This window comes from Ruminococcus sp. YE282, from assembly GCA_900101355.1.
Taxonomy (GTDB): domain Bacteria; phylum Bacillota; class Clostridia; order Oscillospirales; family Acutalibacteraceae; genus Ruminococcoides; species Ruminococcoides bromii_A.
The window spans coordinates 35,581-53,094 of sequence record FMUV01000008.1 but is presented as its reverse complement, the minus strand read 5'-3'; the positions used below and the strand labels follow the sequence as shown (position 1 = coordinate 53,094).

Annotated in this window: 16 protein-coding genes; 15 read left to right on the top strand and 1 reads right to left on the bottom strand. The window is 36.1% G+C overall.

Translation table 11 applies throughout. The features are described 5' to 3' along the window. Positions 1–4: 4 nt before the first annotated feature. Positions 5–844, bottom strand: coding sequence for a metallophosphoesterase (locus BLP46_RS04480; protein ID WP_092976268.1), 840 nt, complete (start codon positions 842–844; stop codon positions 5–7). A 200-nt stretch (positions 845–1,044) separates the two neighbouring features. Here BLP46_RS04480 and BLP46_RS04475 point away from each other — a divergent pair, with 200 nt between their 5' ends. The 15 genes from BLP46_RS04475 to BLP46_RS04405 all read left to right on the top strand — a co-directional run bounded on the left by BLP46_RS04475 (position 1,045) and on the right by BLP46_RS04405 (position 17,478). Beyond that, entirely contained in the window at positions 1,045–1,686 is a 642-nt protein-coding gene (locus BLP46_RS04475; RefSeq protein ID WP_092976265.1) for a sugar transferase, read from the top strand. 15 nt (positions 1,687–1,701) lie between these two features. Continuing rightward, positions 1,702–2,532, top strand: a complete 831-nt coding sequence (locus BLP46_RS04470) for an aldolase/citrate lyase family protein (protein WP_092976262.1) — start codon at positions 1,702–1,704, stop codon at positions 2,530–2,532. A gap of 12 nt (positions 2,533–2,544) precedes the next feature. Next, positions 2,545–3,456, top strand: a complete 912-nt coding sequence (locus tag BLP46_RS04465; RefSeq protein ID WP_092976259.1) for an NAD(P)-dependent oxidoreductase — start codon at positions 2,545–2,547, stop codon at positions 3,454–3,456. Further along, positions 3,456–5,075, top strand: a complete 1,620-nt coding sequence (locus tag BLP46_RS04460) for a hypothetical protein (RefSeq protein ID WP_092976256.1) — start codon at positions 3,456–3,458, stop codon at positions 5,073–5,075. The genes BLP46_RS04465 and BLP46_RS04460 overlap by 1 nt, the downstream gene beginning before the upstream one ends. 160 nt (positions 5,076–5,235) lie before the next feature. Further along, positions 5,236–6,360, top strand: a complete 1,125-nt coding sequence (locus tag BLP46_RS04455; protein WP_092976253.1) for a glycosyltransferase family 4 protein — start codon at positions 5,236–5,238, stop codon at positions 6,358–6,360. 32 nt (positions 6,361–6,392) lie between these two features. Then, positions 6,393–7,433 (top strand): EpsG family protein, encoded by a 1,041-nt coding sequence (locus BLP46_RS04450; RefSeq protein ID WP_092976250.1) that lies wholly within the window; start codon positions 6,393–6,395, stop codon positions 7,431–7,433. 18 nt (positions 7,434–7,451) lie between these two features. Beyond that, the gene (locus BLP46_RS04445) at positions 7,452–8,498 is read left to right on the top strand and encodes a glycosyltransferase family 2 protein (protein WP_318259465.1); all 1,047 of its coding nucleotides are present in this window, start codon (positions 7,452–7,454) and stop codon (positions 8,496–8,498) included. 19 nt (positions 8,499–8,517) lie between these two features. Beyond that, on the top strand, positions 8,518–9,534 hold the full coding sequence (locus BLP46_RS04440; protein WP_092976244.1) for a glycosyltransferase family 2 protein: 1,017 nt from the start codon (positions 8,518–8,520) through the stop codon (positions 9,532–9,534). Between the two features lie 24 nt (positions 9,535–9,558). Continuing rightward, positions 9,559–10,455 carry a glycosyltransferase family A protein gene (locus BLP46_RS04435; RefSeq protein ID WP_092976241.1) on the top strand — a complete coding sequence of 299 codons (897 nt, stop codon included), beginning with the start codon at positions 9,559–9,561 and terminating at the stop codon, positions 10,453–10,455. Between the two features lie 10 nt (positions 10,456–10,465). Continuing rightward, positions 10,466–11,581, top strand: a complete 1,116-nt coding sequence (locus BLP46_RS04430) for a glycosyltransferase (protein ID WP_092976238.1) — start codon at positions 10,466–10,468, stop codon at positions 11,579–11,581. After that, positions 11,581–12,774: a glycosyltransferase family 2 protein gene (locus tag BLP46_RS04425; protein ID WP_092976235.1), complete on the top strand. Its 1,194-nt coding sequence runs from the start codon at positions 11,581–11,583 to the stop codon at positions 12,772–12,774. The genes BLP46_RS04430 and BLP46_RS04425 overlap by 1 nt, the downstream gene beginning before the upstream one ends. A gap of 13 nt (positions 12,775–12,787) precedes the next feature. After that, positions 12,788–13,786 (top strand): glycosyltransferase family 2 protein, encoded by a 999-nt coding sequence (locus BLP46_RS04420; RefSeq protein ID WP_167669174.1) that lies wholly within the window; start codon positions 12,788–12,790, stop codon positions 13,784–13,786. Next, positions 13,783–14,757 (top strand): glycosyltransferase, encoded by a 975-nt coding sequence (locus BLP46_RS04415; protein ID WP_092976230.1) that lies wholly within the window; start codon positions 13,783–13,785, stop codon positions 14,755–14,757. Before BLP46_RS04420 ends, BLP46_RS04415 begins: the two co-directional genes overlap by 4 nt. Positions 14,758–14,867: 110 nt before the next feature. Beyond that, positions 14,868–15,875 (top strand): glycosyltransferase family 2 protein, encoded by a 1,008-nt coding sequence (locus tag BLP46_RS04410; RefSeq protein ID WP_167669173.1) that lies wholly within the window; start codon positions 14,868–14,870, stop codon positions 15,873–15,875. A gap of 58 nt (positions 15,876–15,933) precedes the next feature. Continuing rightward, a complete protein-coding gene (locus BLP46_RS04405; protein WP_092976224.1) occupies positions 15,934–17,478 on the top strand; it encodes an oligosaccharide flippase family protein in 1,545 nt (514 codons plus the stop codon). Positions 17,479–17,514 lie beyond the last annotated feature (36 nt).

The following is a 17,514-nucleotide window of genomic DNA, read 5'->3' as shown; positions in this document are numbered from 1 at the left end:
TGGATTAATTAATATTTATTACACAAATTTCTGCGCAGTTGTTTATTCTCGGAAGAAAATTTGAATTGCCAAGTCCTGCGGTTATTATCATTTTGGTGTTTTCAAAGTCAAATTCTCCTTTGTCATACTTTGGAAACCATCCTTGATTTGGAGCGTACATACCGCCCACAAAAGGAATCCTGACAAGTCCTCCGTGCGTGTGACCGCAAAATACCAAGTCTATGTTGCTGTCGTTTAGTATGTTTGATATATATTCAGGTTCATGATTAAGCAAAATAGAATAATATTCGTTTGACAGATTGCAAAAATTTTTCCAAAATACTTTTTCGGGAGTATTCTCGTTGCCGTCGTTAAATTCATAATATGGATAATCCGAAAGTCCTCCGATGAGAAATTTTTCGTTATCTTTTTCAAATATCACACTTTCGTTATCAAGCAAGACGGCTCCGGTACCGGTTATGTCATCTTTTATATCAAGTTGGTTTAATAAATTTCGCTCGTGATTGCCGAGACAACAGTATGTGGGTGCGATGTTTACAAGCTTTGTAAGTAAGTTTTTCATTACATCGTCATTGGCGTAGCTGTCCGTTACCATATCTCCGCATACAGCAATAATGTCGGGCTTTTGTTCACTGATTTTTTCGACAAGTCTATTGTCATCTTTGCCGAATTGATGGTTGTGCTGGTCGGAGATTAAAACAATTTTTATGTTTGTTTTAACACTTGAGTTTGTGAGATTGTAATTTTTTGCTTCAAGTACATTATTGCAGTATATTGCATTGACCACAATGAGCAGCAATGTTATGAGTGCAGCCGAAACAATAATTTTTAGTATCTTTTTCATAGAAAATCACTCCGAAAGCAATAGATTATCTTTTATACATATTTTAGAATTTGAAGTTGCAATTGTCAATTTTTATTAATTAATTTACAATACGGTGTTAATATTTGTATTGTAATAAAAAATGCAAATATTGCTTTTAACACGTTAATATGATATAATATATTAAATATGGAATACTGTACGATAAATGAGGGGTATTGATGAAAAAAAGGGAATTGTCTTTTTATAACCGTGTTATAAAAAGGGCTATTGATTTATTCGTAGCTTTGGTAGGTATCATAATTTTATGCATACCGATGCTTATAATATCTGTTTTTATAAAATGTGATTCCAAAGGTCCGGTTTTGTTTAGACAAAAAAGAATCGGCAAAAACGGAAAGGTTTTTGAGATACTCAAATTCAGGAGTATGTGCGTCGGCGCCGAAAAAACCGGAAGCGGAGTTTATTCAGGTAAAGGTGACGCAAGAGTTACAAAGGTTGGAAAAGTACTCAGAGCAACCAGCCTCGATGAGATCCCTCAATTGTTTAACATATTTATCGGTGATATGAGTCTTATAGGTCCCCGTCCTCCTCTTACATATCATCCGTGGCCGTACAGCGAATACACCGATGAGCAAAAGAGAATGTTTAATGTCCGCCCGGGAATTACCGGATGGGCTCAGGTTCACGGTCGCAAAGATGTCGAATGGCATAAAAGAATAGATTTGAATGTTTGGTATGTTGACAACGTGTCGTTTGTTTTGGATGCAAAAATATTTTTTATGACTATTTTTAAGGTTCTTACAAACGCCGATAACGAAAATGTTGGAAAGACAGTAAGTACAGAGAATACAAATGATTGAGTGGGGAATATTATTATGCCGTTGAAGCTGATGTACATAACTAATCAGCCCGAAGTAGCTAAAATTGCAGAAGTTGCCGGTGTTGACAGAATCTTTGTTGATATGGAATACATAGGCAAGGCTGACAGACAAGGCGGAATGGATACCGTTCAGTCAAAGCATACGGTTGAGGATGTGCAAAGGATAAGGGAGTCCATACACAGTTCTGAGCTCTTGGTTAGAGTTAATCCGATTCATGGTGCTACACAGGACTACTGTTCGTCAAAAGATGAAATTGACGAAGTTATTTCAAGGGGAGCAGATATATTGATGCTTCCGTTTTTTAAGAAAGTTGAAGAAGTTCGGGAATTTGTCAAATTGGTTGGCGGAAGGGCAAAAACAATTCCGCTTGTTGAAACCCCTGAGGCTGTTGAGAATATTGACGAAATACTTAAAATTAACGGTATAGATGAGATTTTTATCGGACTTAACGATTTAAGTCTTGGATATAACAAAAAGTTTATGTTTGAGCTACTGGTTGACGGAACGGTTGAAAATCTTTGCTGTAAATTCAGGCAAAAAAATATTCCGTTCGGGTTTGGCGGTATAGCCTCAATCGGAAAGGGCTTGCTTCCCTCCGAGTATGTTATCAGGGAACATTACAGGTTGGGGTCGACCTGCTCGATTCTTTCACGCAGCTTTTGCAATGTGAACAATGTTAAGAGTTTAGATAAAATAAGTGATATATTTGTAAACGGAATTGCTGAAATCAGAAATTTTGAAAAAGAATGTGAAGTTCACAGCAAGTATTTTTTTGATAATTTAAGCGATATTAGAAACATAGTAAAATCGGTAACAGACAAATAATGGGTGAATTTCATGAACATATTGGTAACAGGTGCCTGGCATGACGCAAAAGAGCACATCGGTCAAATTGAGAAATTAGGGCATAGCGTACGGTTTATGCAATACGAAAAAGAAGCACTTCCGTGCGATTATAATTGGGTTGAGGGCGTTATTTGCAACGGTCTGTTCTTGACACACCAAATACAGAATTTTACAAATTTAAAATACATTCAATTGACAAGTGCAGGTCTTGACAGAGTGCCTATGGACTATGTTCAAAAAAAGAATATACACATTTTTAATGCGCGTGGCGTGTACAGCATACCGATGGCTGAATTTGCCGTTGGGGGCGTTTTTCAGCTCTATAAAAGGTACAGCCTTTTTTATTGCAATAAAAATCTGCATAAATGGGAAAAACAAAGAGATTTAATAGAACTTTTCGGCAAGACAGTGTGTATTGCCGGCTGCGGAAGTGTAGGAACAGAATGTGCCAAAAGGTTTAAAGCATTTGGCTGTCGGGTAATCGGAGTTGATGTGGTTAAACAAAACAATGACAATTACGATGAGCTTTTTCTGACAGACAGTTTTGATGACGTTATTAAACAGGCGGATATTGTTGTTTTGACATTGCCGTTGACAAAAGAAACTCACCATATTTTAGACAAAAGTATGATTGATAAATTAAAACCGAATGCGGTTCTCATTAACATATCAAGGGGCGGAGTGGTTGATACACAGGCACTTATTGAGGCTCTTAAAGAAAACAAATTTTTGGGTGCTGTATTAGATGTATTTGAAGAAGAGCCCCTTGCAGAGGACTGTGAATTATGGGATTTGCAAAATGTGGTGATTACTCCGCACAATAGTTTTGTCGGAGACGGAAATAACAACAGACTGAATAACGTTATAATGAAGAATTTGATGTCTATGGGAGAGATTGTTTAATGGCTTATTATTCGGCAGCGGAAATGGAGAAATTGTTAGATAATTATCCGAAGTTCAAGGGAAAATTATATTGTAAAGGCTTTTTGTTAACCGATAAACGTGTAGACAATCTTGCCGACTATCCTTTTTATAACAATTGGAAAGAGAACATTATTGTAAGCGGCGGAATCAGTTATTATATGTATATCAACAAGGAGGCATACTTCTATACATATCAAGCCGATAACGGAAGCATCCTTTTTTTGGTAGGACATGCTTATAATCCGTTTACAATGCAATATGAGGAATCGGAAATTCTTAAAGATTTGTCTTTGGCTCTTGAAAGCGGCGAGGATGCCTTTTGGGACAAAGAGGGCGAACTTACCGGCGTGTTTTGCCTGGGTTATTTTAAAGACGGCGACATTGTTTATACCACTGACTGTGCAGGCATGCAGCTTGTTTATGACGGAGTAATAGAAGGAAACTTGTATGTGGCGTCTCACAGCAAAATAGTTGCCGATTTCTATGACCTTAAACAGCCTGAGTATATAAAAAGACTTATCAGCAATAAATTTTGGCATTATTGGGGAAATTGGCTGCCGGGAGATTTATCGCCGTATAATGAGCTGAAGCGCTTACAGGCAAATTGTAAGGCCGTTTTTTCTAAAGATTTACGAACCGTTAAAGTTACAAGATATTACCCCACAAAGAAAATTGAGGAGACCACTACCGAAGAAGAATATCGCAAAACAATAGAAAAATTAGGCGATATAATGTCTAAAAATATGACTTTGATTGCTAAGAAGTGGCCTGACAAAAAAATCTCAATATCTGTTACAGGCGGCAGAGACAGTATGACTACGCTTGCCTGCACAAACGGAAATTACGATAAATATTCTTATTTCAGTTATATCTCAAACAACGAAGAATCTTATGACGCATATGCTGCAAGGGATATTTTAAAGGCCTTGGGTTTAAAACACGAACTATACACCATTCCGGATGAATGGGAGGGCTATAAAGATATTGACGCATTCAAAAAGGTTATGGAGTGCAATGCAGGTTGTATCGGACCTAACAATCCTAACGATTTGAAAAAGAGACTGTACTTTTGCACCAATCCTCCTTGTGATATTGAAGTGAAATCTTGGGTCAATGAGATAGGAAGAGGAAGATATTTCTCAAGATTTAACAAGAAGTCGTTTCCAAAACGTCCAACGGCAAAATATTGGCGCACATTACACAAAGCATATATTTATGATTTCAAGCTTATGAGACAGACCACAAAGGTTTTTCAGGATTATCTTGATAATTACTACGGAGAAGATGTTTTTGATAAGATATCATGGGTAGAGCTGTATTATTGGGAATTTTCCTGGGGCGGCGGCGAAGGTGTGTTTATGACATCCGAACACAGAATACCGTATGATATAACCGTGCCGTTCAACAATCGTAAGTATGTTGAATTAATGCTTACCGTACCACTTGAAAAGAGAAAGCAGGATGCTATACCAAAAGACCTGACTGCATATATGAATAAGAAAATATCTGATACCAATATTTTGGTAAAGGATGTTGCACATACTGATTTCAGAGCATTTGTTGAGAGGGTTCATCTGGCAATTTATTCAAAAATTTAGAGAGTTTAAAACGGAGTAATGTTTTGCTGTGCTTGCGATTGATTGCAGGCAATGCAATGAGCATTTGCTCCTTGGGGTTTCAGTATGAAATTTAAAGCAGAACCCACCGCCTTAGAGGAGGGAAATATCTGCACATAGATTATAAAAACAGGGAAGATATATGAAAAAAGTATTACTTACGGCTACTGTTCAAAGTCATATTTGTCAATTTCACAAACCGCTTGTTGAGGTTTTACACAACCATAATTGTGAAGTTCATGTTGCGGCAAGAAATAATCTTGCAGAAAAGAACGGTATGAAGCTTGATTTTGTTGACAAGGTGTTTGATGTCCCTTTCTCGCGTTCTCCGAAAAGTTCCGATAATATCAAAGCTTATTCCCAACTGAAAAAAATAATTGACAGCGAACATTATGATATAATCCACTGCAATACTCCTATGGGAGGAATTGTTACAAGATTAGCAGCAAAGGGTGCACGCAAGGGCGGAGCAAAGGTTATCTATACGGCACACGGCTTTCATTTTTATAACGGAGCGTCAAAAAAGAATTGGCTGGTTTTCTATCCGATTGAAAAACATTTTGCAAAGCTTACGGATAAGCTGATTACCATTAACCACGAGGATTATAAACTGGCGAAAGAAAAATTTAAAACCGATATATACTATATTCACGGCGTCGGAGTAGATGAAGCAAGGTATTACCCGGTCAGTCAGGATGAAAAGCTTGAGATTCGCAAAGAATTGGGCTTTAGCCCTAATCAAAAGATTTTGTTGTGTGTGGGTGAATTATTGCCCAATAAAAATCAAAAAATGGCAATAAATGCGGTTAAGAAGCTTGTCAGAGATTTTCCTGACATTGTTTTGCTTATTGCGGGAAACGGACCCGAAAAGGAAGCTATTGAGGAAGAAGTTAATCGACTGAATTTAAATAATAACATTAAAATGTTGGGATACTGCACTTGTCTTGAAAAATACCAAAGAATCACCGATGTTTCGGTTTCTTGCAGTAAAAGAGAGGGATTGCCTTTAAATATAGTTGAAGCTATGCTTTCGGAAAATCCTGTCGTTGCAACTGCAAACAGGGGACACTGTGAACTAATCGAAGAAAATAAAAACGGCTTTATAGTGCAGGTTGATGACGTCGATTCTATGGCGAATCACATCAGAGAGCTGTTAAATGATGACGATATGCGTATGAAGTTTGGCAAGAATGCAAGAGAATTTGCGGTTCAGTACGGATTTACATCTGTAAAAAAGGAATTGGAAAAAATATATTTTAATTGTTAAAAATTATTTTCTGAGAAAGTTTGGAAGTTCAAATGACTTTTGACATTTTTTTATTTGTCTGGGTTCTGATTACCCTGCTGATATCAACTTCACCAAATTTAAAAGTAACCGAGACAGTTTTAGGCAAGCAGGAAATGCGCCACAATATGGGGTTTGCAATAATGATCTTTTTGCCTGTCTTTCTTTGCGTTGTATTCGGAGACCTTAGAGGCGATCTTGGGGTTTATGTAACAGGGTATAAATTATTAAACTCATCAGTTTCCGATGTCCTTGCAAACTGGTCGCAATACAAGGGCGGAGGCTTTGAACTTATAGAGGTTTTTATCAAGCAATTTTTTGGCGATAATATAACCGCTTTCAGAATGATTATTGCACTTATTCAAAGTATTCCGATTGTATTAGTGTATAGAAAGTATTCCGAAGACTATGCATTATCAATCTTTTTGTTTGTTGCCAACGGATATTATGACGGCTGGATGATGAATGGCGTAAGACAGTTTTTAGCGGTTTGTATTATTTTTGCCGCAACACCGCTTATGCTGAAAAAGAAATATCTTCCTTTGGCAGTCGTTGTAATTTTGCTGGCGTATACCGTGCATCAATCTGCAATTATGATGTTAGCCGTAATTATATTAGCGCATTTTAAGCCGTGGAAATATCTTACTCTCTGTTCGTTTGTAGTATTTACCATTGTATTATATCTGTATGTAGAACGTTCCCTGAGCGATGACTTGCTAAGCAGCAGCAGCGGCGCTAACCCCGTGCGTATATTAATAAGTGCTGTTCCGGTTGCTTTGGCGTTTTACGGAAGAAAGAAAATTGAAGAGCAGGATAACCAGCTTATCAATATGTGCATAAATATGTCGGTTATTACAATGCTTATTTATGTAATTGCAACTTTAACCAGCGGTCTGTTGACAGGAAGACTTCCTATTTATACAAGTATGTACAACTTGATTTTGTTGCCGTACCTTGTTAACAGAGTTTTTAATGAGCACGATTCAAAGGTTTTGAGAACCACAATGATAATTGTGTATAGTTTATATTTTATATTGGATATGTTCCTTTTGTAGAGTTGTAGGGTGGATTTTGTGGATATAAAGATTAGCGTGATTATTCCGGTGTATAATGCCGAACAATATTTGAAAGATTGTGTTGACAGTATAATAAATCAGTCATATCAAAATTTTGAACTGATTCTTGTTGACGATGGTTCTTCCGATAATTCTCCGAAAATTTGTGATGATTATGCCGCAAAAGATAACAGAATTATTGTTATCCATAAGTCTAATAACGGTGTTTCTGCGGCGAGAAAAACCGGTCTTGACAATGCTTCCGGCGACTATATTATGTATGTTGACAGCGATGATTGGCTTGACATCAACACAATGGAAAGATGTATCGGTGTTGTACATAAAAATCCGAAAATCGGCTGTGTGATGTTCTCATTTACAAAGGAAGTTAATGATACGTCGCAGGTTATGCATGTGTTTGACGGTAATTGTGAATTTTTGGATTCCGACAAGTTCCAAAAATGTGTTTACAGAAGACTTTTTGGATTATCAAACGAAGAATTGAGTCACCCTGAAAGACTTGAAAATTTAACCACCTGCTGGATGAAGCTGTATCGCAGTGATTTGGCAAAGCAGGGGGATTTTATTGATATTAAAAAGATTGGTTCGTGCGAAGACGGCATTTATAATATGTATGCATTGAGAAATTGCGACAGTGCAGTATATATTGATGAACCGCTGTATCATTATCGTAAAATTAAAGGTTCTTTGTCCGATGTTTACAGAGGTCAACTTATTGAGCAGTGGAAGTGTTTGTTCGGAATTATGCAAAAATTCATTAATGACGAGAAACTTCCCGAAAAATTTCAGGAATCCTTGAATAATAGGATTGCGCTCAGCATAATCGGTATCGGTATGAATGAACTTTGCAATCCCGAAACTGATTTTGGAAAATTAAGAAAGTATATAAAGAAATATATTTCGGATGAAGAGTATAGTAACTCGTACTCAACTTTGAAGTTAGACGCACTTCCGATTGCATGGAAGGTATTAATATTTTGTTGTAAAAAGAGACTATCGTTTATGGTATGCCTGATTTTGCATACGATAAGAGCAATAAAGTGATTCTTGGGGGGGAGTTTATATGCCGCTTATAAGCTTGATAATTCCGGTGTATAATGTTGAAGAGTATTTAAAAAATTGTGTAGACAGCGTAATAAAACAAAATTATGAAGATATGGAAATAATATTGGTTGATGACGGCTCAAAGGATAACAGCCCGAGAATTTGCGATGAGTATTCGGAAAAGTACGACTTTATAAATGTTATTCATCAAAAAAACGGCGGTGCTTCGGTGGCACGCAATACCGGTATTGATGCTGCCACAGGAAAGTATCTTATGTTTATAGACAGTGATGACTGGTGGAATCAAAACGTCAGCCTAAAGAGTATGGTTGACTATGTTTTAAAGCATCCCAAGACAGAGATGTTTTTGTTTACTTCTTTTGATTACGAGGAAGATTTTGGGTATCTTCAAAGAAATGAACACAAGAATTTTGCCGATTTAAAGACCGACTCGGTAGAAAGTTATTATAAATCCCTTTTGGACAACGGAAATATGGAAGTTTCAGCCTGCACTAAAATCCTTAAAAGAGATTTTGTTATAAATGAAAAATTATATTTCAAAAGCGGGCTTGTATGCGAAGATAACGAATGGATGATTCGTATTTTGCGTGTTATAAAAGATGTTGATATTATAAATGAACCTTTGTTTATTTGCAGATCTGACAGAAAAGGTTCGGTTACACACACTATAAAAGAAAAAAATGTTACTGATGTACTCAGTGTTGTACAGGGAAGTATTGATTTTTATAAAAGCAATGATAATCCGGTTAAAAATTACGAACTTTGCTTTGCGTCATATCTTTGGTTTTCAGCTTTAGGATTATGCACATACATTACCAAAGAGGAAAGAAAAAACGTGAAAAAGCATTTTAAGGATACATCCTCCGTGCTAAGTTACAGTAATTCCAAAAAGACAAAACTCAGCAGATTTGTATACAAGATTTTTGGCTTTAATAACACCATTTGCATATTGGGAAGCTATATAAAGTACAAGAGCGGTCATAACATATCAAGAACAAAAGTTTCAGGTAATTAATAAATTCTTTGGGAGAAGCTCCGTATGAAACCAACCTTAACAATTTTTACACCTACTTATAACAGAGCGTATTGTCTGAATAAGGGCTATGAGGCTCTTTGCAGACAGACATTGAAAGATTTTGTTTGGATTGTTGTTGACGACGGTTCAACAGATAACACCAAAGCGCTTGTAAACGGGTGGCAAAAACTGAATAACGGATTTGAAATAAAATATGTTTATAAAGAAAACGGCGGATTGGCTTCAGGTTACAACAAGGCTATTGAAATTGCCGATACCGAGCTTTGTATGTGCGTTGACAGTGACGATTATCTGACTGATGACTCAGTTGAAACAATAGTGTCTTTCTGGAAACAGCATAGAGATGAAGGCTTTGCGGGTATAGTGGGACTGGATTGTGACCCCGAGGGCAAAGTTATCGGAGATTTGCTTCCCGACCAAAAGAGCATAAATCTTATTGATTTGGCTGTCGGCAAGTACCCGATTGTAAATGGCGACCGAAAGGATGTTGTCAGAACAGATTTATATAAGTCGGTTGCACCTATGAAGGAGTTCCCGGGTGAAAAAGATTTTAATCCACATTATCTTCATTTAAAAATCAGCCAAAAATATGATTTTTTGGTGTTGAATAAGAAGCTGTGCCATGTAGATTATCAGTCGGACGGTATGACTACTACCGTGTTTAAACAGTATTTACGCAGTCCGAGAAGCTTTAGGGAAACACGAATGCTTGATATGTCATTTAAGAACGTTCCTTTTAAGTATGTCGTAAAAAAGACCGTTCATTATATATCGTCTTGCAGAATTGCAAAAGAACCTTGCATTTCATGTTCACCCCGCAAGGTGTTGACCGTGTTGCTTTATCCGGCAGGAATGTTGTTTACCGCATATCTTAAACGAAGCAGCAGAGAGCATTTGTGAGGATAACACTATGAAGAAAATTTTATTTTTTATACCAAACCTGTCTGTCGGCGGAGCGGAAAAAGTGCTTGTTAATCTTGTCAACAATATGGACAGGTCAAAATTTGATATTACCGTTCAAACCCTTTTTGCGGGCGGTGTTAACGAGCAGTTTTTAAATGCCGATATAAAATACAAATATTGTTTTAAGAAAACTTTCAGAGGAAACAGCCAAATTTTAAAGATGTTTTCTCCAAAGCACTTATACAAAAAATTTATAAAAGAACATTACGATATAATTGTATCATATCTTGAGGGCCCAACAGCAAGAATTGTGAGCGGTTGCACCGACCTAAACACTAAGCTTGTGTGTTGGATACATATTGAACAGCACAATATTCGTGACGCCTCATATGCTTTCAAAAGCCCCGAAGAGGCAAAGAGCTGTTATAATAAATTTGACAAGATAATCTGCGTTTCGGAATATGTAAAGAAAGATTTTACAGAAATATTTGATTACAAAAAATCGGTTGAAGTATTATACAATACAAACGAGACTAAGCAGATAATCAATCTTTCACAGGAATGTGTTGATGATGTCAAGTTTTCTGATGATGAAATTAAAATATGTGTTGTCGGAAAAGTCGCAAAGAGAAAAGGTTGCGACAGAGTAGTTAATATTCAAAAAAAATTGAAATCCGAGGGATTTAATACTCACATATTCTTTTTGGGCGTTGGTTCCGAGGAGGAAAACATCAGGCTGTTTGCAAAGAACAATGGGCTTGAAAACAGCATTACTTTATTGGGATATCAAACTAATCCGTATAAATATATTGCAAAGTGCGATATGCTTATTTGTGCGTCTTTTGCAGAGGGTTTCAGTACTGCCGCCACAGAAGCATTGATATTGGGAGTTCCGGTTGTAACCGTTGAGGTGTCCGGGATGAAAGAGATGCTTGGGGATAATAATGAGTATGGTATTGTTACCGATAATGATGAAGACGCTTTGTATAACGGAATAAAGAAGATACTGTCTGAAGATGGTATGCTGAAAGAATACGCAGAACGGGCAAAGGAAAGGGGAAAGTTTTTCAGTACGGAAAATACGGTTAAGGCTGCTGAAAAAATGTTCTTGGAGTTGGTTTAATGAAGCATGGTTTTTATTTTAGGTTCAAAAAGATTATAAGCAATGATTTTATCTGCGCTTTTCTTGCCCAACTTGCTTTTTTTCTTTATATGATTAAGTATTGGTATAAAAAACTTTCCAGAAAAAGAGTTTCTGTAAGTATGAGCTGTTCTGAAGCCCATAAGCTTATTGACAGCTGCTATACTCCAGCTGAAACCGAACCTCAGTATATAAACCCGCCGATAAATCAAAATGTGGATTTATCAATTGTTGTGCCGGTATATAATCATAAAGATATATTAGATGAATGTATTTCTACATTAATCAATCAAAAAACACAGTACAATTACGAAGTTATTCTGGTTGACGACGGTTCTACCGACGGCGCTGAAAATATAGTAAAAAAATATGAAAGCAATCCTAAAGTTAAGGCTGTTTATCAAAAAAATGCCGGAATCGGAGCTGCAAGAAATACCGGCATAAATAATGCTGTCGGAGAATACTTGATGTTTGTGGATTGTGATGATACCGTTCACGGGGATATTGTTGAAAAGCTTATGAATAAAGCGTATTCCGGTGATTTTGACATGGTAATGGCAGCACATAATCTTGTTAAAGAAAAAAACGGACAGGTTATAGATGTTATTCCGAATATTTATTCAAAATACAATCTGTCAGGTTTTAAAAACGCCGACAAAATTATGAATTTGGCAGGTTTGCCATGGTGTAAGGTATACAAACGACAGATGTGGAATGAGGTTAGATTTTTCCCGGGATATTGGTATGAAGATACAATAATCCAATTCCTTATTTTTACACAGTGCAGAAATTATTCTTATGTTCCCGAAGTCTTGTATGAATATCGTTGGTTTGAACAAAACTTTTCTCATATACAGGGTGATAAAAATAATTATAAAACAATCGACAGCTATGGTATTTTATTGAAAATTATAAAGCAGTACAAAAAGATGAATTTGCCGATTGACGATGCTTTTTATACCCTTATATTAAGGCACATCAGTGTTTATTACTACCCTATGTTTGTCAATTTTGATGAGGAGCATAAGTCGGCGTTATTTATTGTTGCAAAGGAACTTTTGGAAAAATATAAGCCTAATCACAAGGTTAAGCTTCCGTATATGCTCAGACAAGTTGAAAAAGCATTTGAAAACGATGATGTGGGACTTTGGGAGATTGCAAGCCTATATCAGTAATAAGGTGAGATGTATGAATAAGATAGTTTCCGTAATTATCCCTGCCTATAATGCAGAAATGACAGTTAAAAGATGTGTTGAGAGTATACAGAATCAAACTTATAAAAGTCTTGAGATAATAGTAATCAACGACGGTTCAACCGACAAAACTGCCGAATGTGTTTCCGAGTTGGCAGTCGGTGATAAAAGAATAAAGCTGATAAGTATAGATAACAACGGCGTTTCTCACGCAAGAAATGTCGGTATTGATAATGCGTCAGGAGACTATATTACTTTTGTGGATTCCGATGATACAATAGATGCCGAAATGTATGAATGTCTCGTAGATTTAATGGATAAATATGACGCAGATATAACGCATTGCAGTTATAAGAATATAAATTCCGACGGAAGCATTGTTTGTGTAGGAAACGCAGGAAAGGTAGTTTCGCAGTCTAAAAATGACGCCATCAAGTGCCTTATATCAGGTACGCTGTTTGCGGGCGGAATGTGTAACAAGTTATATAAGTTAAAATTATTAAATAATTTGAGGCTTGACGAAAGCATAGTTATAAACGAAGATTTGTTGATGAATTTTGAACTTTTTCAGCGTGCAAATAAAAATATAGTATATACCGATAAAGCCTTTTATAATTATTACGCCAATGAGGATAGCTCTACACACAGCAGAAGCAGCCTAAGAAAATCAAAAGAGGGATTGTATGTCTCAGAAAAAATATTAAGTATGAGTGCGGATATGCCGTATAAGGCTGAGGCAGAGAATCGTGTGGCCTGTTCTTCGCTTCGATTGCTCAGCGACTATTTTTTTGCTGATGACAAGAGCAAGTACAAAAAAGAACGTCGGAAACTTATGGACAAGGTTTTAAAATATAAAGAACAAAATTTGTATGGCAGAAAAAATGACAGAATTACAATATCTATGTTAAGGTTTGTGCCGGGTTTATACGTGTGCGCATACTCTGTTTATGACAAATTAAGAAAAAAGAAACTTGACCCGGAGCAGAATATATGAAAGATAAAATCAGTGTTGTGGTACCTATATATAAGGTGCAGGATTATTTGGAAAGATGTATTAAAAGTATAATAAATCAGACTTATGATAACCTTGAGATTATTCTTGTTGATGACGGTTCTCCGGATGAATGTCCGAAAATATGTGACGAATATGCCCTGAAAGACGAGCGAATAAAGGTAATCCATAAGGAGAACGGCGGATTGTCCGATGCAAGGAATTTCGGAATAGCCGCTGCAACCGGCAAATATATAAGTTTTATAGATAGTGATGATTGGATATCAAAAGATTTTTTCAGTTTGCTTTATTCCGCTATTATTGAAAATGACTGTCAGATTGCCGAGTGCGGTGTGCAAAAAGTATATGATGATAATATAGCGGAAAGTACCGACCGTGCGCATATGTGCGATGTGTATGACGGAGAAGCGGCTTTGTCAATGTTGATTTGCGAAAATCAGTTTTGTCAGCATGTTTGGAATAAACTTTATTTATATGATACGGCTGCCGAGACCCCGTTTCCAAAGGGAAAATTTCACGAAGATGAATTTTGGACATATCGTGTATTTGCTCAAGCCAAAAAGGTTGCACGTGTATCTGAAACAATGTATTATTATTTTCAGCGACCCGACAGTATTATGGGCAAAACCTTTAGCCTAAAGCGGCTTGACGCTTTGGAGGCAAAGTCAGAAAGACAAAAGTTTATTGAAAACAAGTTTCCTCAGCTTGCTTTAACGGCAAGAAAAGACTTTTTCGGTTCCTGTATTTTTTCCTGTCAATCCGCACTTAAATTTATGCATGGTGATGATAGGAAAAAAGCTAAGAAAATTATAGAGAAATATGCAAATGAATGTAAACTCAATAAAGATGAGCTGACACATGTTGACGGAAACAACCGCTTTTGGTATTCATTTGCCAATAAATGCTTTATGTTATGCTGTAAGGTAAGAAGCGTAAGCGGAATTGGATTTTAGTATGAGTATTTTGAAAATGTTAAAGTTAAGTATGTTTATAAACAGGAAAATCACAAAAAGTGAAATTAAAACTTTTTGTGTGCCTGTGCAGATGTATGGGAGGAATGAATATGCCGAATATAAGCGTAGTAGTTCCTGTATATAAGGTTGAAAATACACTACACTATTGTGTTGACAGTATTCTAAGTCAGACCTATAATGATTTTGAATTGATTTTAGTTGATGACGGTTCGCCTGATAACAGTGGAAAAATTTGTGATGATTATGCTCAAAAAGACAGTCGGGTAGCGGTTATTCATAAGGAAAACGGCGGAGTGTCAAGTGCAAGAAATGTCGGAATCAATAATTCACGTGGCAAATACATATGTTTTGTTGACAGCGACGATTATATTGACAAAAATTTTCTTGAAATCTTGGTGGATATTAAAAGCAAATACAATGAAGCCGACAACTTTTGGTGCTATTTTAGGACCGTGGATGATTACAGCTTTAAGCGCAGTGAAGAAATCAACGAAGCCTTGCCGAATGTTGAAACATACGGTGCCGCCGATATAATGACGCTTCACAATTTATGGCTTGACGCAGGTCCTGTCTGTAAACTTTATGACAGGGAAGTAATTAATAAAAACAAAATTAAATTTGATGAGAATTTGTCGTTTGGCGAAGACCTTATCTTTAATTATCAATATCTTGACAACACAAATAAGAGTATTATTGTTATTAATGATAAATTGTACAACTATGTTCAAGGCGATTTAAGCAGCTTATCAAAAAAGTATTATCCGGATTTGCTGTCGATATATAATCGTATCTATAATGTAATTAAATATTATATGAAAAAGTGGAATTGCGATGAAGAGCAACTAAAAATATTTTATAACTGTTATTTTTACAGTTATGAAACAATATTGAGAAACACATTTCACAAAGATAATAACTCTGAAACAAATAAAATTAAGTTAAATAATTCTATTATGAAAAGTGCTGAATTTAAAAGTATATTGAAAAAAACAAATTGTTTTATACATCCGTTATATCGTTTGGCATACAAAATCGGAAATTACAGGTTGGTACTCTTGGTAGATAAGTTAGTAAATCTTAAATATGGTCATAAATAAATAGAATTTTTATCAGCAAAAGATATAACTTTAAAACAGCGTAAATTAGGGAGAATATATGAAAAAGGTAAAAAATCAGCTTCGCGTTGGTGCGGTTATGTCATACATAAATATGGCGATCGGTTCATTAATTCCGATGTTCTATACGCCTATTATGCTCAGCATTTTGGGACAGGACGAATACGGATTGTACAGACTATCGGCAAGTGTTACAAGTTATTTGTCGTTGATTTCATTTGGTATCGGTTCAGCGATTGTCAGATATCTGACAAAATACCGCTTTGAGGGCGATAAAGAGGGCGAGCAAAATATGTTGGGCCTCTTTAATATAATTTTTGCCGTTATTGCGGCTGTGTCGTTTGTTGTGGGAACGGTTATTGCGATAAATGCAGGTCTTGTATATGCCGATTCGCTTAAGACGGAAGAAAGTTTGCATGAATTACAATTGCTTATTTTTCTTCTTACTATAAACACTTCTATTTCGTTTTTGTTTTCACCGTACAATGCAGTAATAAGTTGTCACGAACGTTTTGTCTTTTTACAGTTTACAAATATTATCATTACAGTTATAACACCGATAGTAAATATCATCATATTATATTTGGGATTTGCCAATGTCGGAATGGTTTGCTCAAGTATTTTTATGAATATAGTTGTTATGATTTTATATTGGATGTATGTAAAACATTCCATAGGTATCAAGGCAAAATACAGGAATATGCCTTTTAATCTGCTTAAAGAGATTTTGTTCTTCTCATTCTGGATTTTTGTCGCAAATATTGTTAACCAGCTTTACAGCACAACAGATACATTAATCATCGGTGCGGTTCCTGCTCTTGCAACAATCGGTGTTGCGGTTTACAATGTCGGTTCTACATTCAATGCGATGATGTCAAACTTTACAATCGGAATTTTAAATGTACTTACGCCGAGCGTAAACAAACTTGTTTTTACAAAAAATGACCCTAAAGAGCTTACAGATATGATGATTAGAATCGGAAGAATACAATGCTATATTGTAGGCTTGGTTTGTTCCGGATTTATTGCCTTTGGACGCCAGTTTTTGACTCTGTGGGTAGGTCAGTCATATTTAGATGCATATTGGGTAGCAATAGCGACAATGGTTCCTGCATGTGTGCCGCTCGTACAGAATGTTGCGATGAATGTTATTGTTGCACAGAACAAACATCGCTTCCGTTCACTTGTTTATTTGTTTATAGCATTGTTAAATGTTGGCGGTACCATGCTTTGCGTTAATCAATTTGGTATTATCGGTGCGGCTGTTGTTACGGGCATAGCCAGCATAATTGGTCAGGGCTTTATTATGAACTGGTATTATTGGAAGAGAATTAACCTTGATATTCCGAGATTTTGGAAGAATATCGGAAAAATGTTTTTGTTCCCCGTAGGCCTATGCGTTGTATTCTTATTGGTATTATCCTTTGCTGATGTGAATAATTGGATTTTACTGTTTGCGGGAATAGCTGCATATACAATATTATTTATTGCAGTTAATTGGAAATTTGTAATGAATGATTATGAGAAAGATATTTTCAGAGTTCCTGTTAAAAAAGTAGCAAGTATTTTTAACAGAAAAAAATAAAGAGAATTATCAACGGATTTAATCAATACTAAATTT